Source organism: Pseudoalteromonas atlantica (assembly GCF_043641955.1).
In the GTDB taxonomy this organism is placed as follows: Bacteria; Pseudomonadota; Gammaproteobacteria; order Enterobacterales; family Alteromonadaceae; genus Pseudoalteromonas; species Pseudoalteromonas atlantica_A.
Genome location: NZ_JBHZRV010000002.1, coordinates 85677 through 111218 on the forward strand (window position 1 = coordinate 85677; position 25542 = coordinate 111218).

A 25542-nucleotide genomic window follows, 5' to 3' on the forward strand; every position below is an offset into this window, starting at 1 on the left:
GCTTTTATAGATGTAGGAATTAGTTCTTATTTAAGATTGATATATTAGTACATCGCTTGACCAAGCTTCAGGTCAATTACAATTTTATGGTGAAAGCGAAGAGCACGTCCACCATAAAAATTCATAATACACTAAATTTACTGTGCTTTTTTATCAAGTAATGTTTCAAATGCACGCTGTAACTCAGGGTATTGAAATTCAAAACCAGCATCTAACAACTTATTGGGTACAACGTATTGGCCAAAAATAAGTAAGTCTGCCATTTCACCCATAGCAATATTAAGAACCCATGCGGGCATTGGGAAAATTGCAGGCCGATGTAATACTTTTGCCAGTGTTTTACTAAATGCACGATTACTGTGGGGTGTAGGAGCCGTTGCATTTATAGCACCCGTTAAGTGCTGATTATTCATTACAAATTCAATGAGCGATACCATGTCATTGATGTGTATCCACGACATACCTTGTTCACCACTTGCTACTGGACCACCTAAACCGAGCTTAAATGGAGGTAGCATTTTTTGCAGCGCGCCACCATTTGTTGACAACACAATACCCGTTCGTATTAAACAAACCCGAGTGGACTCAGTCTCAGCATCACGGGCTGCGTTTTCCCAATCGTTGCACAACGTGTGACTAAACTCTTTGTGTACTTGAGTAAACTCTTCGTCAATTTGTTGAGTTCCCTGACGACCGTAATAACCAATAGCACTTCCAGAGATAAAAGTATGGGGTGGGGTGGAACTTGATTTAATGGCTGCTGTTATCTCTTGGGTCAATTCAATACGACTGTTCCTGATGATTTCTTTTTGTTTATCGCTCCAGCGCTTGTTAACAATAGGCTCGCCTGCAAGGTTGATTACGCAGTCAAGGGTATTAAAATCGATATCGTAAAGCGCATTTATAAAATCTATTTGTCCGCCAAGTTTTTGTTTTGCTTTATCACTGTCTCGCGTTAAGACGGTGAGAGAATGCGTTTTGACTAATTGTGCGCATAGTTGTGTGCCAATTAATCCGGTAGCCCCTGTAATTAATATTTTCATCAATACGTCTCAACGTTTGTATATTTGTACTTAATACGAAGTAAAGCGCCTTTTGATCACTTTGCAAATATTTCATTTACTTAACTTTTCAAATACACTAGTGATAATTCCCATTTTAAAGGATTGTCACTTGACTGGACTAACTGGCGCTAATAAAAGCTTAGTGGTATTTGCTGCTTTGGTAATTGGACTAGCAGGTATTAAAGCTGCAAGTGTTATTGTGATCCCATTTGTATTAGCTGTTTTTATTGCAATTATTTGCAACCCATTACTGTGTTTCTTTGCCCGTTATAAGATCCCCAAAGGAATTGCCATTATGCTTATAATGCTTATGGTGGTCGGTATTGGTATGAGCCTAGCTGGTTTAGTAGGGCAGTCCTTAACTGATTTTTCAAAGGATTTGCCGGAATATAAATCAAAGTTGCAAACGGAGTTTATTTGGTTAGTAGATTTGGCCGGCCGATACAATATATTGATTAATAAAGAGCAATTAATCTCCATGTTTGATCCAGGCAAGATGATTGATGTTGCTACAAATATGCTAGCTGGCCTTGGTGGCGTTATGGCTAATTTGTTCTTAATTATTCTGACGGTTGTATTTATGTTGTTTGAAGCGCCATTGCTTGGTCAAAAAATACATATGGCGTTAGATGACCCAGATATGAAAATTAAGCAAATAGATCGTTTTCTTAATTCAATCAATTCTTATTTGGCAATAAAAACACTCGTCAGTTTGGGCACCGGTGTTCTCGCATCTGTATTGCTTTGGGTATTAAATGTTGATTATTTTGTGCTCTGGGGTGTGATGGCATTTATGTTTAATTATATTCCAAATATTGGGTCGATAATTGCTGCTTTGCCAGCCGTGTTACTCGCTCTAATTACCCAAGGCCCTCTTGTTGCCGGTTTAGTTGGTGCAGGTTATCTAACGATAAATACAGTAATGGGTAATATTGTTGAGCCCAGATACATGGGTAAGGGACTAGGCTTATCGACATTGGTTGTGTTCTTGTCGTTAATATTTTGGGGTTGGTTATTAGGCACTGTTGGCATGTTGCTGTCAGTTCCACTGACAATGATCGTTAAAATAGCTCTTGAGACGAGTGATGAAGGTCGTTGGTTAGCCACATTATTAGGTAATGGTGAAAAGCTGGAAGATCAAAGCTAATCGCTGACTTGCTTGCTGAGCCACGCTAACTAATAGCGTGGCTTTTTTATTTTAAAGGCTGTTTTAATACGTCGATGTATTGATCTAATATGCGTATTTCACACAGTTTATAGACAATAGCAGCATTGGTTGCATTGGGCATTTTATGAAGGTAGCGCCAGCGGCAACTGTCTTCTAAAAAACGGTTTTGGCTTTTTACGCTGCGATTGAAAATGGGTAATAACTGTGTGTTTCCCGTGTCTTCTTGTATTTTACTTAAATCTAACCTTAGTTTGTTTAACCAAATTTGTTGGTTGCGTTGTAATAGCGCAATTTCTTTATCTAAGCATTGTATGTACTTTTTTGAATCACTCGGTGTAGGCCTTTCAATGATTGTGCATTCATTCGCTATTGCGGATGTACTCAAAAGTGTAGCTAGCGCAGTTATATAAATGTTTAAGCGTTTATTTTTTGCCATTGTAGTTAAACTCTAATGTAAATTTTGCGCCACCAAGTAGCGGTGAGTCAGAAATAGTCAGTAAACCATGATACGACTTTACAAGGTCAGAAACGATAGCCATACCCACACCATGACCACTTTCATATGTATCTAAACGGGTACCTCGAGTGAGTAACGATTCTCTTTTATTCTCTGGCACGCCTGGACCGTCATCGCTAATAATGATGCATAATGATTTGCTTTGTATTACTTGAATATCAACTTGGGAGCGACAGGCTTTACAGGCATTATCAATTAAATTACCCAATAATTCGAGTAAGTCAGTTTTATCACCTAAAAAGAAATCTTTGTCTGATACTGCACTATTAAAAATAATATCTTTTTCACGGTACACTTTGCTCATGGCACTTAAAATTGAATCAAGAACTGGTTTAATAGCTGTTTGTTTTTTCCACGTGTCTGATGCCCCAGTTGCAGCGCGTTTTAATTGATGCTCGATCATCACATTTATACGATCCAGCTGCTCTTGGGCATCTGCGTCGTTTGCTAAAGGGCTAGATTTTAAAACGGCTAACGGTGTTTTAAGGGCGTGCGCTAAATCGCTTAAAGAGGCGCGATAACGCTCTTTTTGGCGTTGCTGCGATTCAAGTAGTAAGTTTAAATCGGATTTAATAGTCTGTAATTCAACAGGGTAGAGCCCTTTTATTTGTTGAATATCACCAGATTCTACCGCTTTAATTTCTTTGTCTAAACGTTGTAATGGTCGTGCGCTCCAAACAAAACCTATAGCCATTAATCCCGCGATTGCCACTCCCATGACATACATCCAATTAACCAAGGTTTGCTTAAAGCCATCCATTAAACGCAGCAGTGCGTCATTTCGCTTTAACAGAATAAAACGGGCATGTTCAGATTGATCTATGTTATTTAGAATGACGGTTAAACTTAATTGCCAATAAACGGTATTTTTGTATTCAACTCGCCTAAAATCAGCGGCGCCTGCTTTGGTTTCAATATAGTGAGGGACAATATTTACATTTACGGCCGATTCAGAGTGCCAAACGGGTTGGTCATCACGGTAAATCATTGCGTAAGTGTCGGAGTTTAGCCTATTTAGCTCAGGCGCTAGAATGGTGCTTGGCATAACAATGCCACGCTCGGTAAAGTCGACTTCAGAGATGAGAGAGTATAGGTGCGCTTCAAGCGTTTTTTCTGTTGCCTCAACCAGTGAAGCGTAATACGCCTTGCCGATTGAGAAAAACAAAATTGGTAACGCAACTAATAAAACAAAGACAAGGATAAATCCTTGCCTTACCTTTAATGGTATTTGTGATGCTACCACTGACTTTTAAGCCTATAGCCACGCCCTCGTAGCGTTTCTACAGGATTAAGGGTGCCATCAGGGTCAAGTTTCTTACGAAGTCGTAATACAAATACTTCGATAACATTTGAATCTAAATCAAAATCTTGATCATAAATATGCTCAGTTAACTCAGATTTAGAAATTACCTTTTGTGGATTAACCATTAAATATTCTAGAACTTTGTATTCATAAGCTGTGAGGCTTAACTCTTTATCATCAACCCACACTTGTTGTGAACGTGTGTGGATTTTAATCGGGCCAGCAGTCATTTCCGGATTTGCTTTACCTGCACTTCGGCGGATCAGCGCGTTACAGCGAGCTATTAATTCTTCAACATGAAAAGGCTTGGTAAGGTAATCATCAGCACCGGCATCCAAACCTTCTACTTTATCTTGCCAACGGTCTCGCGCGGTTAAGATTAAGATAGGTATGGTTACACCTTGAGCTCGCGCTTTATTGATAAGCTCTATACCATCGATTTTAGGTAAACCTAAATCAACAACAGCCATATCAAGAGGGTACTCTGTGATATGAAACAAACCAGCTTCACCATCATGGCAAAGATCAACACTATAACGTTCTTTTTCTAAGGCATTACGTAAGTTGTCTGCTAAGTGTAAATCATCTTCTATTACTAAAATTCTCATTAATTTAATCCTTTTTCACTTCGCCGGTTTTCTTATTAACGTGTATATCGACAACATGGCCATTACTTTTAAGTATTCTTACGGTGTAAATGTCATTCTGGTCAGTGATTTTTAGGGTCTTACCATCTTCTAGGTTCTTTGCAATATCGACAGCTTGTTTCTTAGTAATCGCGACTTTTTTTATAGTATCTTGTGCATAGCTATTGTTTGAATAAACAAAACACAGCAATGAAAGAGAAACTATACTGAAAGCCAAAAATACAATGCGCATGACGGGAACTCCTAAACCAGACCCTAGTAGTTTAATGAACCAAGCAACTAAAACTCAAGTAAAACTATAAAATAGTGTGATTCTTTAAGCTCATAGTAGTTAATAATCAGTGAACCAACACTGAACTTATTTTACAGTGCTTTATTTGGGAAACACTTTTTTGAAAGGTTTCACAACAGAGTTATCATATACGCCGCCAGTCACATATGGATCAGTTGCAGCCCATTCACGCGCTGCTTCAAGAGAGCTAAATTCAGCGATAACCAGAGAGCCTGTAAAGCCTGCATCTGCTGGATCATCACTATCGATAGCAGGTAAAGGGCCTGCACTGAACAATCGACCTTGTTCATCAAGCTCTTCTAATCGTGCTAAGTGAGCAGGCCTTGCCGCTTTTCTTAATTCAAGACTATTTTCGACGTCAGTTGAGTAAATCATGTACAACATGTTGTGTGCTCTGTATTTTTATGTGAATGAATATTTTTTTATATTAGCACAGAGAATTTAATGGGCGAAGAATTTAGGTTTACAGTGGCAGATTACTTTTAATCTTAATCTGCTTGAAAAGCCCAGTACAACACTGGTAGAGTCGATGGGATAGCACAAAATAATAATAAGGTTTTTTAATGAGCGATAATCGCGAGCACTTTAGCTCCCGCCTCGGTTTTATATTAGCAGCTGCAGGTTCTGCAGTGGGTATTGGTAATTTAGTTGGCTTTCCTGTTTCAGCAACAAAAAATGGAGGCGGTGCATTTTTACTCATTTATGCACTGTTTGTCATTTTTATATGTTTGCCAGTGATGATGGCTGAAATGGCAATGGGTCGAAAGGCGCAAAAAGATCCCCTTCATGCGTACAAATTTCTTTCAGCTAATGATAAGAAATGGACCTTTGCGGGTTTCTTGGCCGTTCTTACGCCTTTCATGATAGCCGTTTTTTACATGGTGATCACAGTATGGATATTTGGATACTTAAGTCAGGTCGCCATAGGTAATTTAGATAAATTAGCAGATCCGACAAGTTTTGGTGTTTTTATAAACAGCAGCAGTGTATTTGGCTATATGGCGGTTGTTGCAATCATCGTTAACTTAATACTGGTTGGTGGTGTAAAGCAGGGTATTGAAAAAGCAGCAAAGTTTTTAATGCCGGCACTTTTTGTACTGTTAACAGCGCTAGTTGTATATGTATTAACACTAGATAATGCAATGGCGGGCGTTAAATATTATATTATTCCAGACTTTTCCAAGATGGATGCCAGTGTTTTAAACGGTGCCTTAGCGCAGGCGTTTTTCTCATTATCACTTGGTATGGGTATATTGATGACATACGCATCGTATATCTCTAAAAAAGATGACATCGTTGGCAGTGCCAAAATGGTTGCCATTACAGACTCCCTCGTGGCCTTTATTGCGGGTTTAATGGTGTTGCCTGCAATATTTAGTTTCAATCCTGACACAGATCCAACAAAGCTATCAGATTCTTCAGTATCGATGATCTTTGAGTTCTTACCTAAGATTTTGTTAGCGCTTCAGTCTGATATTGGCTATGTAGGAGCGTCAGTGGTTGCGTTTATCTTCTTTTTATTAGTATTTTTTGCTGCTATCACCTCTTTAGTGTCTATCGTTGAAGTACCGACTGCTACATTATGTGAGAAAAAAGGGATTAGCCGAAAGGTTGCGTTGCTGATCTTATCTGGCACGGTGGGTATTTTAACTGTGTTATGTACTATGTCATTTGGCATGGTTGATTGGCTTACTTCATTCGTGACCTATGGCGAAAGCTCAAAGAGTATGTTTGATGTTGTATATGATGTGTTTTACGACACTATTTTACCACTTAACGGTTTAATGGTTTGTTTATTTGTTATGTATCGCTGGAAAAAAGCAGGGTTAAATGAGGAGTTAAGTCAAGGTTGCCCGACCTATGATGGTAGCTTTACACAGAAATATGTTAACTTTTCGCTTTCTACATTTATCCCAGTGATTTTAGTGCTTATATTTGTCAACACAGTTGCTACGAAGTTTTTCGCAATCAGTATTTTTGGCTTTTAATAGCTCAAAATTACAAGGTTTAAAACGCGCTTTAATAAAGTGACTCCACTTCATTAAAGCGCGTTTTACAATGCCCCTGAATCTAAGTATTGACCTACCCCAAGAGTAAACATCCACAATCCCCATAAACTATGTTCTATCACGCACACAAATGTGGAGCGGCTCTGTGCGTAGGTATAAGAAAATAAAAGCCCCCCTAGAAAAGCCAACAGCACAGCAACCCAATTAGCATAAACAACATGCGCAAGTGCAAATACAAATGCACTTGTGAAAATACGAACTGTTTTATGGGGCATGATTCGTTTGTAGCGGTGGAAAAAGTAAGTTCGAAAAATCAATTCTTGTGGTAGTACAGATAACAAAGGGTAAAGGACAAGTAATAATAACCAATCATTTAATGATGTTCTGGGCATAACAAACCAATTACCTTGATTCATTATCGAATAGAATACCCCTGAAAATAATGCACCAATAAAAAAAAAGCTAAATAAGCGCCGTTTAACTGCACTGAACTGACCTAAGCTTGTGAGCCTAAAACGTTTAAATTGAGGGTCGCCGAGTAGTAACATACAGCACACACTCATTAAAATGATAAGTGCAGGAATAAGCCAGTTTGCTAAGTAAGCTCTAAGTGTAAACCCTAATAAAGGTAATACGATAAATATCAGGGTAAATTCAAACCATCGGTATTGAGTGGCGTTCAAGGTCGTCTCGGTTCTGGGTTTGCAGATAAGGCTAACAAGCTAAAACGACATTTTTATTACATGAAAAGAGTTTTTTGCTTACTTATTAGGCTTAGCTTCATCATCGGGTAGGTATTTATAAAGTACTAAAATACTCGCAAAAATGCTGACAAAAGTGATTGCCATTAAACCAAATACTTTAAAATTGACCCATAAATCGAGTGAAAAGTTATAAGCAATATATAAATTGAGTCTGGCTACGCCTGCAGTAATGACTATCCATAATAGGTTAAGTCTTTCCCATATGGACTGTGGCACAGCAATAGTTTGGTGAGTGTCAAAAGCATTTTTTAATACAGACTCTAATGCTTTTTGTACTAAGTTTTTAGCGAAAAAGCACCGGCTAACAATTAATGCAATTGCTAACCCAGCATAAATAAATGTCGCTTTTAGTTTTACGAATTGTTCATCATGAAATACCAATGTAAGCGAACCAAGTATTACCGCTAAAGCTAAAAATAGCCATTGCCGAGTAGGGACTTTGCCCATTTTAAGATAGCTGTAGGTAACTTGGGTAAATGTTGTAGCTATCAATAGTGCGGTTGCCCAGTAAATATCAGCCAACTTAAAAATCGCAAAAAACAACAGTAAGGGAATAAATTCGATAATTGCGTGCATACAGCGCTTAGTAAATAAAATTAGGATTGACGTTTTACCAAGTTATTTAGCCCGATACAAGGTTGACTTACTCCCCGACAACCCTTAGCCTGACTGCTTTTGATTTTTATACCATTTGAACCGCGCTTTTGAATCGCGGGGATTTAGGAGCATTTATGAATAAAGCAGAGTTAATTACGGCGATGTCTACGCACAGTGAGCTGAGTAAAAAAGACTCAAAAGCAGCGCTTGCAAGTTTACTAACCGCAATCACAAAATCTCTATCAGAAGGTGACCAAGTACAAGTAAATGGGTTTGGTACATTTGCGCTGAGTTATTATCCTGCACGCTCAGGGCGTAACCCGCAAACAGGGGCTGCAATTGAAATTGAAGGTGCTAACAAACCCATATTTAAGGCAGCTAAAGCATTAAAAGACGCGTTGTAATGTAGATTCTTCTCACCCTGTTACACAATTACAGGGTGTTGCTCCTTCCTTTTAAATATCTTCAATATTTTCAATGTATTAAATTTGGCATAGTGTCTGCTCTTTATTTGAAAACATTTTTAAATAAGGAGATATTATGTCTACATTACAAACCGGTACTCAATTAAATGGTAAAAAAATTGCTATTTTAGCTGCAGATGGCTTTGAGCAAAGTGAACTAATTTCACCGCGTGATGCGTTGTTAGATGCAGGTGCAACAGTTGAAGTTGTATCAATTAAAGAGGGAGAAATAACCGGCTGGGATGAAGATGTTTGGGGCGACAAAATTGCCGTAGATAAGCTTGCTAGCGATGCAAGCAGTGATGATTATGATGCGTTGCTACTACCAGGTGGGTTATTTAATCCAGATAGCCTTCGCCAAGATAAAGATGCAAAAGCATTTATTGATGGCTTCTTTGGCGCAAAAACAAATAAGCCAGTCGCAGCTATTTGCCATGCACCTTGGTTGCTAGCAGAGATAAACAAGCTGCGTGATCGCACTGTTACCTCGTTTGCGAGTATTAAAACCGATTTAATGAATGCAGGTGCAAATTGGGTTGATGAAGAGGTGAGCGTGGATAAAGGTTTAGTGACAAGCCGAAGCCCAGCAGACTTAGCAGCGTTTAACCGCAAATTTATTGAAGAAATAAAAGAAGGTGAGCACGCAGCTCACTAAACGCTCGATTAGGGGCGCTAATGCGCCCCAACAAATTTGTTAAAGTTGGGTTGCAGCTTTCATACTAGCTACAAATTCTTTTAAACCATTGAGCATTGTTTGTGGATCATCAAGATTTGTTTCAATAATTTTAACCACTGCAGAGCCAGAAATAGCACCAGCGGCTCCAGCTGCAAGGGCTGACTTGACATCATCAGGTGTAGAAATACCAAACCCAAGCAGTGCAGGTGCGCTATGGTACTCTTTTAGCTTAGCTACAATTGGCGATGCGGGCATTTGGGCTTTAGTCTCAGTGCCTGTTACACCAGCACGAGACAGCAGATACGTGTAGCCTCGACCGTAAGATGCGCACTCACGCAAAGTGTCATCAGATGCATTGGGTGTGGCAATAAAAATTGGATCAATACCATTATTTACTGCGGCTTGGCGGAACATTTTAGATTCATGCAAAGGCACATCGGCTACTAAAATTGAGTCAACCCCTGCAGCTTTGGCATCTTTATAGAATGCCTCTAATCCACGCTTAAACACCAAGTTAGAATACAAAAGTAAACCAATAGGAATATCTTCGTTGTACTCACGTACTTGTTTAATAATATCAAAACAATCTTGGGTATTAATATTTACATCCAATGCACGGATATTTGCCGCTTGTATTACAGGACCATCTGCAATGGGATCTGAAAATGGAATACCTAGCTCTAAGGCATCAGCGCCACCATCAATTAAACTTTTGATAATATCAACGCTTAATGATTTGTTAGGATCGCCAATGGTTACAAAAGGGACAAACGCGCCTTGATTTTGTTCTTTTAAGGCCGCAAATGTTTGCCCGTAACGGTCTGTTTTTTGATTAGTTTGGCTCATGAATTATCTCCTTTAGATAGTACATCCATAACGTGTGATAAATCTTTATCACCTCTGCCACTTAAATTAACCACTAAAATAGTGTCTTCCGTTTGTTGTTCTGCATACTTTAACGCATAGGCAATCGCATGGCTTGATTCAAGAGCAGGAATAATCCCTTCGTTTTTAGCCAGTAGCTGAAATGCTTCAAGCGCTTCTTCATCAGTAATGCCAACATATTGAGCACGGCCTGTTTCGTGTAAAAAGGCATGCTGAGGTCCTACAGCTGGGTAATCTAAGCCCGCTGAAACAGAATATGACTCTTCAATTTGACCATCATCATTTTGCATTATGTACGTGTAAGTACCATGCAGAATACCTTTGGTTCCTTTACAAATTGTTGCACCATGCTCATGGGTATCTAACCCTTTACCTGCGGGTTCTACACCAATCAGTTTTACATCAGGCTCACCGATAAAATCTGTGAACATGCCAATCGCATTTGAGCCACCACCCACACAAGCAAGCACAGCATCTGGTAAGCGACCTTCAGCTTTTAAAACTTGCTGTTTAGCTTCTTCACCAATCATTTTTTGAAATTCACGTACAATAGTAGGGAAGGGGTGAGGACCCGCAGCTGTGCCTAGTAAGTAATGTGCTTCTTTATAATTTGCAGACCAATCACGTAGAGCTTCATTTACTGCATCTTTTAACGTACCAGATCCAGCAGTAACGGGGATTACTTCAGCACCCATCAATTTCATTCTAAAAACGTTGGGTTGCTGGCGCTCAACATCTTTTGCACCCATATAAATACGGCATTTTAAGCCAAGTAATGCACAGGCTAATGCAGTTGCAACACCATGCTGGCCTGCGCCTGTTTCTGCGATAACCTCTTTCTTACCCATTCGCTTAGTTAATAACGCCTGGCCTAGTACTTGGTTAGTTTTATGCGCGCCGCCATGTAATAAATCTTCGCGCTTTAAGTACAATTTTACTTTTGGATTTTTAATTAAATTACGGGTCAGCGTTAGTGGTGTAGGGCGACCTGCATACTCATTGAGTAATTTTTCAAACTCAGCTTTAAAAGCTGCATCAGTCTGTGATTTATTAAATTCGTTTTCTAACTGCTTGAGTGCAGGAACAAGAAGTTCAGGCACAAACATGCCGCCAAACTCGCCGAAATAAGCTGGATTATTCATATTTACCTCAATATTTGCGGATGCTGTTGAATGCATCATTTAATTTTTGTTGGCACTTTTTGCCTGCGCTTAACTCAACCCCAGAATTTAAATCTAAGCCATGAGCACCTTGGTAAAGCGCGTTTTGAATATTGCCTGCGTTGAGCCCACCGGCTAGCATAAAGGGTTGCGTTGCATCTTTTAAAACAGACCAATCAAATGTTTTACCCGTTCCACCCACTTGTTTGTCACTGTGTGTATCATATAAGTGACGGTCAACGCCAATTACGTGAGCTGGAAGACTATCTTTGATAGCTTGCGCTTTCCATATTTGGCAATTAGACGGTAATTTTGAACGAAGCTCGTCTATATAGGCTTCATTTTCATCGCCATGTAATTGCACTGCTCTTAATTTCAATGTGTTAGCATGTTCAACAACGTCCTTGATTGTTGAATTTACAAATACCCCAACGTAAGCGAGCGGGGCGCTTTGCGTAATTTGCAATGCACAATCTAAATCTACGAAACGCGGCGATTTCGTTGCAAAAATAAGCCCGCCATATACAGCACCGCTGTTATAAGCATTTATGGCGTCTTGACTACGAGTTAAACCACATACTTTATTTTCGCCTAATATAACGCGACGACACGCACGCTCTAGATCGTGTTCAGCCATTAAAGAGCTACCAATTAAAAAGCCATTACACAATGGCGCGAGGCGTTTCACATCTTGATGGGTGTAGATACCTGACTCTGAAATGACTACTTTGTCATCAGGAATAAGTTTACGGAGTCGCTCAGTTGTAGCTAGGTCTGTACTTAAATCACGTAAGTCACGGTTATTAATACCAATAATTTGTGCATCAAGCGCTAAAGCTCTAGTTACTTCTTCTTCATTACTAACCTCGGTTAACACCGCCATTTTCAGGCTTTGGGCAACCTCAGCAAGGGCTTTGTACTGATTATCGTCAAGCACTGAAAGCATCAATAAAATAGCATCACCACCATAAATGCGTGCCATGTAGATTTGATATTCATCAATGAAGAAATCTTTGCATATTAGCGGCTGCTCAACTTGGCTTCGTACAAACTCTAAATAATCAAAGCTGCCTTGAAAATATTTTTCGTCAGTAAGCACGCTTATACAAGTTGCGTGTTTTTTATATACACTCGTTATTTCTGCCAAGTCAAAAGGCTCGCGGATTAACCCTTTTGAAGGAGATGCTTTCTTGCACTCCAAAATAAATTGGGTTCCTGGGGCTGCCAAGGCTTGATAAAAGTCACGGTCCGTTGGAACAGCTTGTGATTTAAAGCTTTCAAGCGGACGCTTAGCTTTTCGCTCAGCAAGTTCTATTTTTTTATCCGCTACAATTGTATCTAATACATTAGCCATTGGTTACCTCTGCATTTAGGGCTTTATTACTGTGTTCAATGATGGCATTTAGCGTACTTAAGGCTCGGCCTGACTTTAAAACATCGCTTACATACTGTGCGCCAGCTTTAAGATTTTCTACTTTTTTTGTCATGTAGAGCAATGCCGCAACGTTGACTACTATTGCTGCATTGTGTGCGTCTGAGCCTTTTCCTGCGAGTATAGCAAGGCTGGCATTAGCATTATATTCTGGACCTTCGCCTGCAAGTTGTTCAAGTGAATAGTTTGCAAGACCAAAATCTTCAGCTGTTAACGTATAGTGTTTAAGCTCACCGTTATTAAGCTCAACAACCGTTGTTGTACCATGTAATGCTATTTCATCTGTACCAGCACCATGAACCACCATCGCTCGTTGTGTTCCTAATGTTTTGAGCGTTTGCGCCATTGGCAGACATAAACTTTCATCATAAACACCAAGTAACTGCACTTGCGGAGCTGCAGGGTTTGCTAATGGCCCTAAGATATTAAAAATAGTCCGTGTTTTTAATGTCGTACGAACGCCCATCGCATGACGAACACCACTGTGATAATGCGGGGCAAATAAAAATGTAAACCCTGTTTGTTCTAAACACGCAACAGCTTGCGCTGGGCTCATATCAATATTAATACCTAGTGCTTTGAGTAAATCCGCAGAGCCTGAATTACTCGATACGCTGCGGTTGCCATGTTTAACCATGTTTATGCCACAAGCTGCGGCTACAATTGCGGCAGTGGTACTGATATTAATGGTGTTTGAGCCATCGCCACCGGTTCCACAGCTATCTGCAAGCTGAGTTAAATGTGTTTCAAATTGCACTGCATTGGCACGCATAGACGCAGCGGCGCCAGCTATCTCGTCGCTGACTTCGCCTTTAATTTTTAATGCGACTAGTAAAGCAGATAGCTCAATCTCACTGACTTCGCCTTGCATGATTGCATTGAACAACTGTTGGCTTTGGTTAAAACTTAATGATGTTTGTGCGAGTAACTCATCAATTAGAGCGCGGGTGTTATGCGTTGTTGACTGTTGTTTTACTGACATAAAATCCTCTACTGCTTCGTGTTAGCTAAAAACTGCATACTTTGTTGCAGTAGTGCTGCGCCATTGGGCGTTAAAATAGACTCAGGATGAAACTGATACCCAAGCGCATTATCTTCCTTGTGATAAATCGCCATTGGGATCGAACCGAAGTTAGCTATCACGTCTAATGTTTTAGGAACGACGGTAGCCATGAGTGAGTGATAGCGTGCAACGGGCATGCGTTCACCCATCCCATCAAACACTGGGTGCTGAGCTAATTCAATCACTGAAGATTTACCATGAACAGTTTCACCAGCATGACCAATGACACCACCATAACTCTGGGTAAGTGCTTGTTGGCCTAGGCAAATACCTAACATCGGAAATTTGCCTTTACACAGCTCAATCAACGCCATTAAACAGCCTGCATCAGAAGGCGTTCCTGGGCCTGGCGACAAGACCAAAATAACGGGCTTGGTTTCATTGCACATTTTGTCAAAAATGAGTGTCGCTTCTATATTGTTACGATATACCACTAAATCACTGCCCAACATAGAAAGTTCATCGACTAAGTTATAACTAAATGAATCAAAGTTATCTAAAAAATAAATTTTTACGCTCGAAAGGCTTATATTACGTTCGCTCATTTTTATTATCCTTGGTACGTCGATTGAATGGCTGTAATAACCGCTTGGGCCTTAGCGCGTGTTTCATTTGCCTCAGACTGCGGATCTGAATCGTGAACTACACCTGCGCCGGCTTGGACATACGCGATGCTATTTTTTACAAAGGCTGAGCGAATTACAATACAGCTATCCATTGCGCCATCACCTGTTAGATAACCTACAGCACCGCCATAACTGCCTCGGCGTTTACCTTCTGTTTTTCGAACGAGCTCTGCTGCACTAACTTTAGGTGCGCCAACTAAAGTACCCATATTCATGCACGCCTGATAGGCGTGAAGTGCATCAAGCTCTGGTTTTAATGTACCTACAACACGAGAGACCAAATGCATAACTTGTGAGTACCTATCAACTTTTAAAAGCTCTTTTGCATGGCGGGTACCCGGTACGCTTATACGTGCTACGTCATTGCGGGCTAAATCGACCAACATTAAATGTTCAGCACGCTCTTTTTGGTCGTTACGTAGTTCGAGCTCGATTCGGCTGTCGAGATCGGGGTTAATTTGTCCATTTGCAAACTTTCCACGGGGGCGAGTTCCTGCAATTGGGTAAACTTCTACTTGTTGGCTTAGAGGGCAAAACTTTAAGGCCGATTCAGGGGATGCCCCAAACAAAGCAAACTCGCTGTCTCGCATATAAAACATATAGGGACTTGGATTTTGCTGCTTTAGCTGGCTATAAGCATGAAGCGGGTTCGCACAAGGTAATGAAAAGGTGCGCGAAGGTACGACTTGGAAGATGTCACCATCAACAATATGTTTTTTTAAGTTTTTTACTTGCTCACAATATTGCTCGTCACTGATGTCTACACTTACATTGCTATGGCCTACTGTTTTTTCAGCACTGAAATTACTTGCTTGGTCACATACTTTATTTAAACGCTCAAGCTTTTTACCTACCTCAAAGCAGTTAGCATGCACATCTGGCCCATTAAAAACATTACCTATAAGCTCGGTTGTTTTAGCTTGATGATCAATGACCACGAGAGTTTCTGCTAAATAAAAAACATAATCTGGGCAACTATTTTCGCCGTCGGGTACATCAGTAAGCTGCTCAAAATTTGCGACCATATCATAAGCAAACACACCACCTAAAAATAACGAAAACGGGTTTTTTGTGGTGCTACTGATATTATTAATGCAGTTTCTTAGAGCACTAAATGCGTTATCAGCAATTAATTTACTGCCCTCATCAATATCTTTAGCGGTACTTTGATATTTAATAGTTAATGTGTGTTCATTAAGAGTTGTTGAGCAGTTTTGTAATGTGTCTTTCAAATAAGGTAATAGCTGCATGCCATTATTTGACTGCGCAGTCACTGTCACTATTTTACCTGTACACGTTATTTTTAGCGCACAATCAACCAAGATTAAACTTTTGACACTGTCTTTAGAGTCAATTTCTGCTGACTCTAATAATAATGAATTATCTTTATCTAAGAGTGCATACAAGGCCAATGGACTGTGAATGTATTCTCTGACTTCGGTGATACTTGTGACCTCACCCGGTGCTGTTGTTATGTGACTAAAAATCAAACCTCATTCCCTCAAAAAAAAATAAACCCCGCAAGCTATGCTGTGCGGGGTTAAATAACGACATCTATATTTTAGATAAACCATTACTGTCCCGCTAAGCCAGGCGCCACCACCAATGATGTGTAAGAGTTAAATCGTTATTCATGTTTGTTACCCTAAAATTTATGTATAAAAAAACCCGCTACAAGCGGGTTTAGAATGTGTTAGACACGACAATTCGTCACCCGATAATTTACGAGTGCCACCACCAGATTGTGTTTTGGATTGAATTGGTCATTATATTTCTTATTAGTCTGTGTCTTAAGTGGCTACAGTAAAGCGTACCTGTGGCATTTATGTCAAGTGTTTATTTAAAACAATTTATTTAAAAAATTTGTTATACTTTATAACAATTAAGCAATTATAACTTTAGTAGTTCCCACTTTTGATAAAATACGACTTACATAGCCATACCACACACTCGGACGGACAATTGAGTGTTGAGCAATTACTACTTCGTGCCGTAGATAAAAAGATTGATGTTTTTGCAATTACTGATCATGACACAGTGGCTGCGATTGAACCTGCGCAAGCGTTCATTAAAAACGAACAATTACCTTTGAGTTTAATTACGGGTGTTGAAATTTCAACAAAGTGGGAAAGTTTTGAAATACATATTGTTGCGTTGAATGTCGATGTGCGCAATGAGGCTTTAAATAAGTTACTTTTGCAGCAGCAAGAAAAACGTGCAGAACGAGCAAAAGAGATTGGTCGGCGTCTTGAAAAAAATGGCTTTGATGGCATTTATGAACAAGCAAAAGCGCTTGCTAAAGATGCACAAATTACCCGTGCTCACTATGCCAGAGCATTGATAGAGCGCGGTGTTGCTAAAACCATTCCCGGTGTGTTTAAAAAGTATTTAGGCCGCGCTAAAACGGGTTATGTACCAAGTACGTGGTGCGATATGCAAACTGCAATAACTGCAATTCATGCTGCTGGTGGTGTAGCGGTTATTGCGCATCCTGGGCGCTATCAGATGTCTAATAAGTGGCTACGTAAATTATTGCTACAATTTAAAGAAGCCGGTGGTGATGCAATGGAAGTTGCGCAACCACAACAGGCGCCAAGTGAAAGACAATTTTTGGGTGAGTTAAGCCGTGAATACGGTTTATTATGCTCACAAGGTTCAGATTTTCATTTTCCAACCAGTTGGTTAGAATTAGGGAAAAACTTATATTTGCCGAAAGATTGTCAAGGTGTTTGGCAGTTTTGGGAAGGTAAAGAAGGAGACGCACATGAGTGATTTTTTTCATATTCATCCAGATAATCCGCAGCCACGATTGATAAAGCAAGCGGTTGATATTATTAAAAAAGGTGGCGTTGTTGTCTACCCAACAGATTCAGGTTACGCAATCGGTTGTAATTTAGGTAATAAGCAAGCAAAAGAACGTATTGAACGCATTCGTGGTATTGAAAAACACCATAATTTTACCTTGGTTTGCCGCGACTTATCTGAATTGTCGACTTATGCCAGAGTAGATAACCAATTATTTAGGTTGATAAAAAACAACACGCCAGGGCCTTATACGTTTATTTTTAAAGGCACAAAAGAGGTGCCTAAACGCTTACTCAATGATAAGAAAAAAACGATAGGTATCAGGGTTATAGAGCATCCGATAACGTGCGCGTTATTGGCAGAACTCGGTGAGCCATTAATGTCGTGCTCACTAATTTTACCTGACGAACAGTTTACAGAATCAGACCCTGATGAAATTCGTGATCGCATTGGCCCATTGGTTGATTTAATTATTCACGGTGGCTATTTAGCAGAGCAGGCGACCACAGTGATTGATTTATCGGAAGATGATGTTGAAGTGCTTCGAGTTGGGTGTGGTGACACAGCACCGTTTGAATAGCACACCATTACTGTGACAGATGTAAATAATTCAAGTCTTGTTGAGCCTCAGGAGCCAGTACAGCAAAAGCTGCCGCTGGCTTTTTTGCATGGTAAAGCGGTTATTGATACCCCAGAAGATTTATATATCCCCCCTGATGCGCTTGAAGTAATTTTAGAGACGTTTGAAGGTCCACTGGATTTACTGCTTTATCTCATAAAAAAACACAAACTAGATATTCTCGAACTATCAATCTTCAGTATTACAGAGCAGTATGTGAAGTATGTAGAGATGATGAGTGAGTTTCAACTAGAGCTTGCTGGTGAGTATTTAGTGATGGCTGCTTTGCTTGCGCAAATAAAGTCGCGATTATTATTACCCAAACACGAAGAGCTTGAAGAAGAGGAAGACCCGCGTGCTGAGTTAATAAGGCGACTTCAAGAATATGAACAATTTAAAAAAGCAGCTGAAAACTTAGATGATATTCCCCGTGTTGGTCGTGATATATATACTGCACACGCTTTAATGCCAGTCCAAGATGACAATTACCAACAGCTTCCAAATGTAGAAATTAAAGATTTATTGTTAGCCCTAAGCGAAGTCATGGCAAGAGCTAAAACCTTTGAAAGTCACCACATTACTGCGGAGACCCTCTCTACACGTGAACGGATGAGTTTAATTTTATCTAAACTCTCCAAAGCGGGTACGCAATTGCCTTTCTCTATCTTGTTTACAGTAGATGAGGGTCGAAGTGGTGTTGTGGTCAGTTTTATAGCAATGCTTGAACTGATCAAGGAAGGGCTGATCACATGCCTTCAGGTTGAGCCCCACAGTCAAATCTATGTTGGTTTGAGGGAAAATGATTAATCAATAAATATACTAATAACTTTTCAATTCACCTCTATTCTTACCTGTGCATTTACGCACATAACTTGTTTGTTATCCGCTATTTTCTTTTGTTTCGGGAAGGGCTATTCTAGTTTTATTAACTCAAGGAGCCGTTAAATATGTTTAAAAATACCCAATCAAGTTATGGCTTAGTGGCAATTTTCCTTCACTGGCTTATGGCATTAATGGCCTTAGGGTTATTTGGTCTAGGGTTATATATGGTTGAATTAACCTACTACGATAGCTGGTATAAAGGATCAATGGATTTACATAAAAGTGTGGGTATTACACTGGCATCTTTACTTATATTTAGGTTTGCATGGCGGGCATTGGGTACACAGCCAGATCCAGTTGCAAGCTCAAGTGCTCTTGTAAATAAAATTGCTCATAGCGCACACTTAGTGATCTATGTGTTACTGATTGGCATCGTGATTTCAGGATATCTGATTTCGACTGCTGATGGTCGCTCAATTGACGTGTTTGCTTTATTTAGTATTCCCGCCATTGAGTTCTCAGTCGAAAATCAGGCAGATATTGCAGGTAAAGTTCATTATTGGGCAGCATTTAGTTTAATAGGGCTAGTAGTATTACATGCACTTGGGGCATTAAAACATCACTTTATCGATAAAGATAAAACTTTAATTAGAATGATCAAACCACAAAAGGATGATTAGAATGAAAAAATTACTTGTTAGCGCAGCTGTTGCTGCAACACTTTTTGGTGCCACAGCCGCACAAGCAGCAGATTACGTTATTGATACAAAAGGTGCTCATGCGTTCGTTAATTTTAAAATTAAGCATTTAGGATACAGCTGGCTACATGGTCGTTTTAATACATTTGACGGTGAATTTAGTTATGACGCTAAAAATCCAAATGCATCAACGATTATGGTTAATATTGATACAAAAAGCATCGATTCGAATCATGCAGAGCGCGACAAGCATTTACGTGGCGGTGACTTTTTAAATGTTGATAAATTCCCAAATGCGAGCTTTAAAAGCACATCAATAAAGTTTGATGATGATGGCGATGAAGCGAATGTAACCGGTGAATTTACTCTGCACGGCGTAACTAAAACTATTACATTTGAAATTGATAAAATTGGTGAAGGTAAAGACCCTTGGGGTGGCTATCGCGTTGGGTTTGAAGGCGAAACAAGCCTTAAGTTAGCAGACTATGGAATAGACTATAATTTAGGCCCAGCATCAACACACGTTGATATCGGTTTATATATTGAAGGTATTCGAAAGTAATCTTCGATTTTTTAACAGTAAAATGCAAATAAGCGCCTCATTTTCGTGAGGCGTTTCTGTGTAAGTGGTGGGCTAAAATAGGTCTTAAATGATCAGGTAGCCACCGAAGTAAAATATCTCTATATGCTTTAGTTTGTTTTATCCCTCTAAGGGCCTTATTTAGCACTGCAATATGTTCCTTACCCTGTTCAGTATTAGTGCAACCAATGTAACCCAAACTAAAATCTGATGCCTCTTGAAGTTGTAATTGAGTCAATTCAGTATCAAAACCCATTGTTTTAGCCATATAAAAGTGTTCACTCGGGTAGCCTAACAATATATCTATTCTTTGCTTATTTAACATATAAGTGAGGCTTGAAAGTGTATCTCTACCTGGGCGAATGATGATAGATGCATCAGCACTATTATTAATCACTTTATCAATTTCAAGACCATAAGAGCGACTCATTGAAATACCCAAAGTGAGCTTTTTATTGTTCAATAATGAATTAAAGGACTGAGGTATCTGTTGATCTAACTTAAGTTTATCAATTAAGTTTTTATGAATTGCAACGGACGGTGATAAACCGATCGTAGAGCTTTCTTCACTGAATGTAATGTGTTGACGGCGGTGCTCACTTTGGTAAAGGGAAAGCATACAATAGGTTTTATTAGGATTGGATACTTCTAGTAATGCGCGGCTAGAAGGGAAAATAACACGATTGAAAGTATAGCTGGGTAATTCTTGCTCTAATAATGAAATAACACTTTCATCTCTGCCTGTGCCGATAAATTGGTCTGATAAAATATAATAAGGGGCAAAATCAACGACAACCCAATTGATAGTTTTACTTGTGGCAGACGCGGGCAAAGTGAAAAGAAACATGAAAAGTAAAATGCTACGACACATATAAGTACTACTAATTTACAGGCTCATTTAATTAGTGTAGCAGGATAATTTTAGCTTGAGAAAGTAAAACGCCAGCATATGCTGGCGAATATCGTATTTGAATACATATCAATATTGATTAGTTAGCTTTTAACCACTTAACAAATTGACGTGCATCACTTGCTTTGGTGAATAAGGCATTTTTAAGACCTTGTGTATCTGAAAAAATAACACGTTGTTTATTCACTGAAATTGATTGCACCGGATGGGCAATTTGGATCATAGATCCGTTATAACTATAAGACATAATAAAACTCACTTTTTTCTTGTTATCTTTGTGCTGCTAATCTTTTATTTAGCTCAAAAGCACAATTAGACGACTATGTTGTGTTTAGCTTCATTACAGTGTTGACGATCTTTATGACATTTATGCGAACATATCTAAAAATATGACGTATTCTGAATTAGGGTTCTCGCCGTACGATAACTTAGCTTTATAATATACGTATTTGCGGGCTTACTGGATCAGGGTAAAGGGGTTAACCGCGAGGGCTTTTTTACAGCCAAGCGATAATATTACATTTTAATTTCTAGCTTTACAAGCTTAATTTAAATTTATCTGGAGTTTGTATGGTTTTCGATGTAACGTTATTGGGTAAGTTTAATTAGTAAGCAGTAGTTTTAAGAAATGAAATATATTTTTGTCAGTGATATTTTTGGTAAAACAGCACACCTTTCTCATTTTGCTAAGCAGTTCAATACTGACCACCTCATAGTTGACCCTTATAATGGAGAGTTACAAGCCGTCACTGATGATGAACAACAATACGCACATTTTATGAGCAAATGTAATCATAATGGTTACGCTAATAAGCTTAATTCAATTTTCGAAAATATTGCTACGGCCACGACTGTGATTGCTTTTAGTGCAGGTGGTGCTGCTGCTTGGCGAAGTATAGCGCACGTGAATAACCCACATATTAAAAAGCTCATTGCATTTTACCCAAATCAAGTTCGTCATTACATTGATGTTATTTCTCCTATTCCGTGTGAATTAATATTTACTAATGAGCAACATTTTGACATTCACCACGTGATAAAGGGGTTGAGTGCGCAAAAACAAATAATGTGCACAGTGACTGATTATAAACATGGGTTCATGAATCCGCTTTCTACAGGGTTTAATAGTGCTGGTTATCAACAACTTTGCCGATATTTGTTACCTCAAAACAACCCTAATTAATTCAGCTATACTTATTTTTTTTAATGGAATTTAAGTGTCATGAATAAATCAACAACGCCTTACCAACACTTCTTATCGAATCCCATAGCCAAACCACCATGCAGAATGACCAACGCTAATATGTATGGGTTTTTCGCCGAAGTTGAAGTAGAAAAAGTACAACAATACATCGATTCCACACTCAATATAGCAGCCACAGATACTATGAGTTTTAAGGCTTTGGGAGAGTTCGCACTTATTACCTTTACTGATATTGAAAAAATAGCTTCGGTTACCCCACCTTTTAATAACCACGGTTGGATGCAAGAAACCGACATCATTATCTGGTTGCCCACTGTAAAAGTTGAACACGGTGATATAAGTCATCTATATTGGTATCCTGCTTTTATATGTGTAAACAATATTTATGCACTTATTAATGGTCGAGAAACATGGGGCTACAATAAATATTTGTGTGAATATGAAATGCCAAGCTCAGTATCAGCGCTTTCGCCATTTTCTATTTCTTTAGCATGTTTCAAACAATTCTCTCCAAACTCAAAGTTACAAATGCATGAATTGTTTTCTATTACACAAATGATTAATAAAGAAGATAACTCATTTTTATCTGTACTTGATGACTTTGGTGAACAGGTCGCTAACCTCTTTGAAGGCACTCATTTTGGGATTGATCTATCTTTGATTAAACAGCTACTTAAAGGTTTTATCAACCCACAAATGGATCAAATTCTATTTAAGCAATTTCCAGATGGGGAGGGTGAAAATGCAGTTTACCAATCAGTAATGCACTCACCATCTGAAATAAAAAAGGTACATAAACTTAAACTTTTAAAATCAGACTTCACTCTAAATCTAACTCAGTTGGACAGTTTTCCTCTTGCCGATATGTTTGGCTTAAAACTAGGGAGTCAACCTCTGCACCTACCATTTTACATTCAAATGGACTTTGATCAGCTACCGGCAAGCCAGCTTTAAAAATAAGTTATAAAGGAAGTAATATGAATGAAGAAAAAATAGTCATCATAGGTGGTGGCGTATCTGCAATGACTGCGGCGCTGTATCTTACAGAGCAAGAAGACTGGCAGCAGCACCGAAGCATTACTGTTTACCAACAAGGTTGGCGTTTAGGCGGTAAAGGAGCCAGTGGACGAAATGCAAAGTACGGACAACGAATAGAAGAACATGGTTTACATGTCTGGTTTGGTGCTTATGTTAATAGTTTTAAAACCATCGAAACTGTATATGATAAATTGCAAAGGCCTGAAAGTTGCTCATTACCAACTTGGCAACAGGCTTTAAAACCGCACAGTTTTGTAGCACTTGAAGAATACATTGAATCAACATGGCAAACTTGGCCTTTAGACTTTCCCTTACTTCCAGGTAACCCAGCACAAGGAAGCCTTGATATTACAGCGTGGGATTTTGTAAAAATGACGCTGGCGTGGCTAAAAAAATGGATAGCTGACATACAAACTACCGCAGTAAATGCTAATAAAAGTACGCTACTAAAAACAAAAAAAACACGTGATCAATCCCTATTGCGTCACTTGCAACAGCAGTTAGGAGATTTAGTCGATGATACGGAGCAGTTGTGGCAGCAATTTGCAAATGACATAGAGCAGCAAGCTAATGAGATAAGCTCAACCCCGAATTTGTTAATTACTAAACTCAATCACTTTGTTCACGGCCAGCAAACGTTAAACCCACAAGGCGATGAAAAAAAAGACGGCCTTGTTATCTGGTACGTGGTTAGAAAGCTAAAACGTTGGTTAAACAGCGAAATTAGTGATTTATTAGATGACAACTCTGATCTGAGACGATTATATATTTGTGCAGATTTGGCGATAGCTATGTTGGTTGGTCTTGTAAAAGATAAAGTATACCGTGATGGATTTGGTGTAATTAATAAATACGACTTTAGACAGTGGCTAACAAGAAACGGCGCAAATGTGCAGTATAGTGTGAATTCTGCACCGGTGCGTGGCTTTTATGATTTAGTGTTTGCTTATCCAAAGGGCGACTTTAGTAAGCCTAATGTTGAGGCGGGAGTTGCTGCACTTGCTATGTTGCGTATAGCCTTGTGTTATCGAGGTGGCGTAATGTGGAAAATGCAAGCTGGAATGGGGGATGTGATTTTTGCTCCTTTGTACGAATTGTTGCAAAAAAGAGGCGTTAAGTTTGAATATTTCCATCAATTACAAAACCTCACTCCAAGCCTAAATGCTCAGGGCGAGTACATTGTTAATACAATTGAATTACAACAGCAAGTATCATTAAATTCAGCAGCAGAATACCAGCCTCTCGTTAATATAAAAAATTTGCCGTGTTGGCCAAGTGAACCAATTTACGATCAATTAAATTCAGAACAAGCCACTTTATTACAGCAATATAATATTAATTTAGAATCATTTTGGAGTGATTGGCCAGCAAAATACCAAGCCTTTTATGGCAGGCCGCTACCCATTAAAACTTTAAGAGTTAATGATGATTTTGACAAACTGATTTTGGGTGTTTCTGTGGCATCACTTGAGCATGTTTGTCCTGAACTATTAGAACTAGATAGTTCGTTTCTTGCTCAAGCTAAAAATGTTAAAACGGTAGCAACTCAAGCTGCACAGTTATGGCTTACAAAAACAGATCAACAGCTGGGTTGGCAATATATGCCAGCAAGTGAAGAGGGACCTATTCTAAGCGGTTTTAGCGAGCCTTTTGATACATGGGCCGCAATGTCAAACTTAATAGATAAAGAGCAATGGCCACTTAACTCTTCCCCGGTAAATATTGCTTATTTTTGCAGTGCTTTTCCTTGTGATGAGTACCCACCTCAGAGCGATCATGAATTCGTAGTAAGCGCAAAAGCACAAGTAAAAGAAAACCTTGAAAGCATGTTAGAAAATAATATGCAGCCGTTATGGCCTTTGGCTTATCAGCACAAAGAATTCGATTGGTCAGTATTATATGGATCAGGGCAAGCTGATAAATCATCTCTTGATGAGCAATATTGGCGCGTCAACGTTGATCCCAGTGAACGTTATGTTTTGTCTGTAACAGGTTCAAGTAAATATAGGTTGGCAACCAATGAAACTAAATTTACCAACTTATTTATTACAGGTGACTGGATAAAAACAGGCGTAAATGCTGGTTGTGTTGAAGCTGCTGTTATGGCAGGAATGCAAACCTCTCGGGCAATATGTAACTATCCTGAAAACATAAGTGGGGAAAATGCCTTTGAACCCAGCAATAATTAATTAATCTTTC

28 protein-coding genes are annotated in these 25542 nt (G+C 39.1%); 12 read left to right on the forward strand and 16 right to left on the reverse strand.

Annotation, left to right across the window (positions count from 1 at the left end; all coding sequences use genetic code 11):
• Positions 1 to 137 precede the first annotated feature (137 nt).
• Positions 138 to 1043, reverse strand: coding sequence for a TIGR01777 family oxidoreductase (locus ACHUE3_RS03955; RefSeq protein ID WP_394190424.1), 906 nt, complete (start codon positions 1041 to 1043; stop codon positions 138 to 140).
• A gap of 130 nt (positions 1044 to 1173) precedes the next feature.
• Here ACHUE3_RS03955 and ACHUE3_RS03960 point away from each other — a divergent pair, with 130 nt between their 5' ends.
• On the forward strand, positions 1174 to 2211 hold the full coding sequence (locus ACHUE3_RS03960; RefSeq protein ID WP_394190426.1) for an AI-2E family transporter: 1038 nt from the start codon (positions 1174 to 1176) through the stop codon (positions 2209 to 2211).
• A gap of 46 nt (positions 2212 to 2257) precedes the next feature.
• Here ACHUE3_RS03960 and ACHUE3_RS03965 read toward each other — a convergent pair whose 3' ends face one another.
• From ACHUE3_RS03965 to ACHUE3_RS03985, 5 genes are all read right to left on the reverse strand, one after another.
• Positions 2258 to 2668, reverse strand: a complete 411-nt coding sequence (locus tag ACHUE3_RS03965; RefSeq protein ID WP_394190429.1) for a hypothetical protein — start codon at positions 2666 to 2668, stop codon at positions 2258 to 2260.
• On the reverse strand, positions 2655 to 3992 hold the full coding sequence (locus tag ACHUE3_RS03970; protein WP_394190431.1) for an ATP-binding protein: 1338 nt from the start codon (positions 3990 to 3992) through the stop codon (positions 2655 to 2657). Before ACHUE3_RS03970 ends, ACHUE3_RS03965 begins: the two co-directional genes overlap by 14 nt.
• Complete coding sequence (locus ACHUE3_RS03975; RefSeq protein WP_087531813.1) at positions 3986 to 4660, reverse strand: response regulator transcription factor; 675 nt, start codon at positions 4658 to 4660, stop codon at positions 3986 to 3988. The genes ACHUE3_RS03970 and ACHUE3_RS03975 overlap by 7 nt, the downstream gene beginning before the upstream one ends.
• Positions 4661 to 4664: 4 nt before the next feature.
• The gene (locus tag ACHUE3_RS03980) at positions 4665 to 4931 is read right to left on the reverse strand and encodes a PepSY domain-containing protein (protein ID WP_394190433.1); all 267 of its coding nucleotides are present in this window, start codon (positions 4929 to 4931) and stop codon (positions 4665 to 4667) included.
• Between the two features lie 141 nt (positions 4932 to 5072).
• Positions 5073 to 5375 (reverse strand): YciI family protein, encoded by a 303-nt coding sequence (locus tag ACHUE3_RS03985; protein ID WP_394190435.1) that lies wholly within the window; start codon positions 5373 to 5375, stop codon positions 5073 to 5075.
• 179 nt (positions 5376 to 5554) lie between these two features.
• Here ACHUE3_RS03985 and ACHUE3_RS03990 point away from each other — a divergent pair, with 179 nt between their 5' ends.
• On the forward strand, positions 5555 to 6979 hold the full coding sequence (locus ACHUE3_RS03990; RefSeq protein ID WP_394190437.1) for a sodium-dependent transporter: 1425 nt from the start codon (positions 5555 to 5557) through the stop codon (positions 6977 to 6979).
• 65 nt (positions 6980 to 7044) lie between these two features.
• Here the strand turns inward: ACHUE3_RS03990 and ACHUE3_RS03995 are convergent, their stop codons facing one another.
• Together ACHUE3_RS03995 and ACHUE3_RS04000 are read right to left on the reverse strand one after the other, a co-directional pair.
• Positions 7045 to 7683 carry a CPBP family intramembrane glutamic endopeptidase gene (locus tag ACHUE3_RS03995; protein ID WP_394190439.1) on the reverse strand — a complete coding sequence of 213 codons (639 nt, stop codon included), beginning with the start codon at positions 7681 to 7683 and terminating at the stop codon, positions 7045 to 7047.
• 78 nt (positions 7684 to 7761) lie between these two features.
• Complete coding sequence (locus tag ACHUE3_RS04000; RefSeq protein WP_394190441.1) at positions 7762 to 8340, reverse strand: inner membrane-spanning protein YciB; 579 nt, start codon at positions 8338 to 8340, stop codon at positions 7762 to 7764.
• Positions 8341 to 8495: 155 nt separating this feature from the next.
• Between ACHUE3_RS04000 and ACHUE3_RS04005 the strand changes: the two genes are divergently transcribed.
• Positions 8496 to 8765, forward strand: coding sequence for an HU family DNA-binding protein (locus tag ACHUE3_RS04005; RefSeq protein WP_394190443.1), 270 nt, complete (start codon positions 8496 to 8498; stop codon positions 8763 to 8765).
• Positions 8766 to 8901: 136 nt separating this feature from the next.
• Entirely contained in the window at positions 8902 to 9480 is a 579-nt protein-coding gene (locus ACHUE3_RS04010; protein WP_394190445.1) for a type 1 glutamine amidotransferase domain-containing protein, read from the forward strand.
• 39 nt (positions 9481 to 9519) lie between these two features.
• Here the strand turns inward: ACHUE3_RS04010 and trpA are convergent, their stop codons facing one another.
• From trpA to ACHUE3_RS04040, 6 genes are read right to left on the reverse strand one after another with little or no spacing between them, the layout of a single operon-like run.
• Positions 9520 to 10347 carry a tryptophan synthase subunit alpha gene (gene trpA / locus ACHUE3_RS04015; protein WP_394190447.1) on the reverse strand — a complete coding sequence of 276 codons (828 nt, stop codon included), beginning with the start codon at positions 10345 to 10347 and terminating at the stop codon, positions 9520 to 9522.
• A complete protein-coding gene (trpB, locus tag ACHUE3_RS04020) occupies positions 10344 to 11528 on the reverse strand; it encodes a tryptophan synthase subunit beta (protein ID WP_394190449.1) in 1185 nt (394 codons plus the stop codon). Before trpB ends, trpA begins: the two co-directional genes overlap by 4 nt.
• Positions 11529 to 11535: 7 nt before the next feature.
• Positions 11536 to 12900, reverse strand: coding sequence for a bifunctional indole-3-glycerol-phosphate synthase TrpC/phosphoribosylanthranilate isomerase TrpF (gene trpCF / locus ACHUE3_RS04025; RefSeq protein ID WP_394190451.1), 1365 nt, complete (start codon positions 12898 to 12900; stop codon positions 11536 to 11538).
• On the reverse strand, positions 12893 to 13960 hold the full coding sequence (gene trpD, locus ACHUE3_RS04030) for an anthranilate phosphoribosyltransferase (RefSeq protein WP_394190453.1): 1068 nt from the start codon (positions 13958 to 13960) through the stop codon (positions 12893 to 12895). Before trpD ends, trpCF begins: the two co-directional genes overlap by 8 nt.
• Before the next feature lie 8 nt (positions 13961 to 13968).
• Positions 13969 to 14586, reverse strand: coding sequence for an aminodeoxychorismate/anthranilate synthase component II (locus ACHUE3_RS04035; RefSeq protein WP_394190455.1), 618 nt, complete (start codon positions 14584 to 14586; stop codon positions 13969 to 13971).
• A gap of 5 nt (positions 14587 to 14591) precedes the next feature.
• On the reverse strand, positions 14592 to 16157 hold the full coding sequence (locus tag ACHUE3_RS04040; protein ID WP_394190457.1) for an anthranilate synthase component 1: 1566 nt from the start codon (positions 16155 to 16157) through the stop codon (positions 14592 to 14594).
• Positions 16158 to 16581: 424 nt separating this feature from the next.
• Between ACHUE3_RS04040 and rnm the strand changes: the two genes are divergently transcribed.
• The 5 genes from rnm (at position 16582) to ACHUE3_RS04065 (ending at position 20173) form a co-directional block, all read left to right on the forward strand.
• Positions 16582 to 17439 (forward strand): RNase RNM, encoded by an 858-nt coding sequence (gene rnm, locus ACHUE3_RS04045; protein WP_394190459.1) that lies wholly within the window; start codon positions 16582 to 16584, stop codon positions 17437 to 17439.
• The gene (locus ACHUE3_RS04050; protein ID WP_087531825.1) at positions 17432 to 18052 is read left to right on the forward strand and encodes an L-threonylcarbamoyladenylate synthase; all 621 of its coding nucleotides are present in this window, start codon (positions 17432 to 17434) and stop codon (positions 18050 to 18052) included. Before rnm ends, ACHUE3_RS04050 begins: the two co-directional genes overlap by 8 nt.
• Before the next feature lie 12 nt (positions 18053 to 18064).
• Positions 18065 to 18898 (forward strand): segregation and condensation protein A, encoded by an 834-nt coding sequence (locus ACHUE3_RS04055; protein WP_394190461.1) that lies wholly within the window; start codon positions 18065 to 18067, stop codon positions 18896 to 18898.
• 140 nt (positions 18899 to 19038) lie between these two features.
• Positions 19039 to 19593: a cytochrome b gene (locus ACHUE3_RS04060; protein WP_394190463.1), complete on the forward strand. Its 555-nt coding sequence runs from the start codon at positions 19039 to 19041 to the stop codon at positions 19591 to 19593.
• A gap of 1 nt (position 19594) precedes the next feature.
• Positions 19595 to 20173 (forward strand): YceI family protein, encoded by a 579-nt coding sequence (locus tag ACHUE3_RS04065; RefSeq protein WP_394190465.1) that lies wholly within the window; start codon positions 19595 to 19597, stop codon positions 20171 to 20173.
• A gap of 37 nt (positions 20174 to 20210) precedes the next feature.
• Here ACHUE3_RS04065 and ACHUE3_RS04070 read toward each other — a convergent pair whose 3' ends face one another.
• Positions 20211 to 21062 carry a hypothetical protein gene (locus ACHUE3_RS04070; protein WP_394190467.1) on the reverse strand — a complete coding sequence of 284 codons (852 nt, stop codon included), beginning with the start codon at positions 21060 to 21062 and terminating at the stop codon, positions 20211 to 20213.
• A 118-nt stretch (positions 21063 to 21180) separates the two neighbouring features.
• A complete protein-coding gene (locus ACHUE3_RS04075; RefSeq protein ID WP_167850818.1) occupies positions 21181 to 21348 on the reverse strand; it encodes a hypothetical protein in 168 nt (55 codons plus the stop codon).
• A gap of 381 nt (positions 21349 to 21729) precedes the next feature.
• Here ACHUE3_RS04075 and ACHUE3_RS04080 point away from each other — a divergent pair, with 381 nt between their 5' ends.
• Genes ACHUE3_RS04080 through ACHUE3_RS04090 form a run of 3 tightly spaced genes read left to right on the forward strand, consistent with a single transcriptional unit; the run spans position 21730 to position 25532 of the window.
• Complete coding sequence (locus tag ACHUE3_RS04080; protein WP_394190469.1) at positions 21730 to 22284, forward strand: dienelactone hydrolase family protein; 555 nt, start codon at positions 21730 to 21732, stop codon at positions 22282 to 22284.
• A gap of 39 nt (positions 22285 to 22323) precedes the next feature.
• Positions 22324 to 23259, forward strand: coding sequence for an acetoacetate decarboxylase family protein (locus ACHUE3_RS04085; RefSeq protein WP_394190471.1), 936 nt, complete (start codon positions 22324 to 22326; stop codon positions 23257 to 23259).
• 23 nt (positions 23260 to 23282) lie between these two features.
• Positions 23283 to 25532 carry an NAD(P)-binding protein gene (locus tag ACHUE3_RS04090; RefSeq protein ID WP_394190473.1) on the forward strand — a complete coding sequence of 750 codons (2250 nt, stop codon included), beginning with the start codon at positions 23283 to 23285 and terminating at the stop codon, positions 25530 to 25532.
• Positions 25533 to 25542: the final 10 nt, after the last annotated feature.

What these genes read in the sequence shown, in the direction of transcription:
- ACHUE3_RS03955 (WP_394190424.1), bottom strand. Translation starts at nt 1,043, where the DNA reads ATGAAAATATTAATTACAGGGGCTACCGGATTAATTGGCACACAACTA.
- ACHUE3_RS03965 (WP_394190429.1), bottom strand. Translation starts at nt 2,668, where the DNA reads ATGGCAAAAAATAAACGCTTAAACATTTATATAACTGCGCTAGCTACA.
- ACHUE3_RS03975 (WP_087531813.1), bottom strand. Translation starts at nt 4,660, where the DNA reads ATGAGAATTTTAGTAATAGAAGATGATTTACACTTAGCAGACAACTTA.
- ACHUE3_RS03980 (WP_394190433.1), bottom strand. Translation starts at nt 4,931, where the DNA reads ATGCGCATTGTATTTTTGGCTTTCAGTATAGTTTCTCTTTCATTGCTG.
- ACHUE3_RS03985 (WP_394190435.1), bottom strand. Translation starts at nt 5,375, where the DNA reads ATGTTGTACATGATTTACTCAACTGACGTCGAAAATAGTCTTGAATTA.
- ACHUE3_RS03990 (WP_394190437.1), top strand. Translation starts at nt 5,555, where the DNA reads ATGAGCGATAATCGCGAGCACTTTAGCTCCCGCCTCGGTTTTATATTA.
- ACHUE3_RS04000 (WP_394190441.1), bottom strand. Translation starts at nt 8,340, where the DNA reads ATGCACGCAATTATCGAATTTATTCCCTTACTGTTGTTTTTTGCGATT.
- ACHUE3_RS04005 (WP_394190443.1), top strand. Translation starts at nt 8,496, where the DNA reads ATGAATAAAGCAGAGTTAATTACGGCGATGTCTACGCACAGTGAGCTG.
- ACHUE3_RS04010 (WP_394190445.1), top strand. Translation starts at nt 8,902, where the DNA reads ATGTCTACATTACAAACCGGTACTCAATTAAATGGTAAAAAAATTGCT.
- trpA (WP_394190447.1), bottom strand. Translation starts at nt 10,347, where the DNA reads ATGAGCCAAACTAATCAAAAAACAGACCGTTACGGGCAAACATTTGCG.
- trpB (WP_394190449.1), bottom strand. Translation starts at nt 11,528, where the DNA reads ATGAATAATCCAGCTTATTTCGGCGAGTTTGGCGGCATGTTTGTGCCT.
- trpCF (WP_394190451.1), bottom strand. Translation starts at nt 12,900, where the DNA reads ATGGCTAATGTATTAGATACAATTGTAGCGGATAAAAAAATAGAACTT.
- trpD (WP_394190453.1), bottom strand. Translation starts at nt 13,960, where the DNA reads ATGTCAGTAAAACAACAGTCAACAACGCATAACACCCGCGCTCTAATT.
- ACHUE3_RS04035 (WP_394190455.1), bottom strand. Translation starts at nt 14,586, where the DNA reads ATGAGCGAACGTAATATAAGCCTTTCGAGCGTAAAAATTTATTTTTTA.
- ACHUE3_RS04050 (WP_087531825.1), top strand. Translation starts at nt 17,432, where the DNA reads ATGAGTGATTTTTTTCATATTCATCCAGATAATCCGCAGCCACGATTG.
- ACHUE3_RS04060 (WP_394190463.1), top strand. Translation starts at nt 19,039, where the DNA reads ATGTTTAAAAATACCCAATCAAGTTATGGCTTAGTGGCAATTTTCCTT.
- ACHUE3_RS04065 (WP_394190465.1), top strand. Translation starts at nt 19,595, where the DNA reads ATGAAAAAATTACTTGTTAGCGCAGCTGTTGCTGCAACACTTTTTGGT.
- ACHUE3_RS04070 (WP_394190467.1), bottom strand. Translation starts at nt 21,062, where the DNA reads ATGTGTCGTAGCATTTTACTTTTCATGTTTCTTTTCACTTTGCCCGCG.
- ACHUE3_RS04075 (WP_167850818.1), bottom strand. Translation starts at nt 21,348, where the DNA reads ATGTCTTATAGTTATAACGGATCTATGATCCAAATTGCCCATCCGGTG.
- ACHUE3_RS04080 (WP_394190469.1), top strand. Translation starts at nt 21,730, where the DNA reads ATGAAATATATTTTTGTCAGTGATATTTTTGGTAAAACAGCACACCTT.
- ACHUE3_RS04085 (WP_394190471.1), top strand. Translation starts at nt 22,324, where the DNA reads ATGAATAAATCAACAACGCCTTACCAACACTTCTTATCGAATCCCATA.
- ACHUE3_RS04090 (WP_394190473.1), top strand. Translation starts at nt 23,283, where the DNA reads ATGAATGAAGAAAAAATAGTCATCATAGGTGGTGGCGTATCTGCAATG.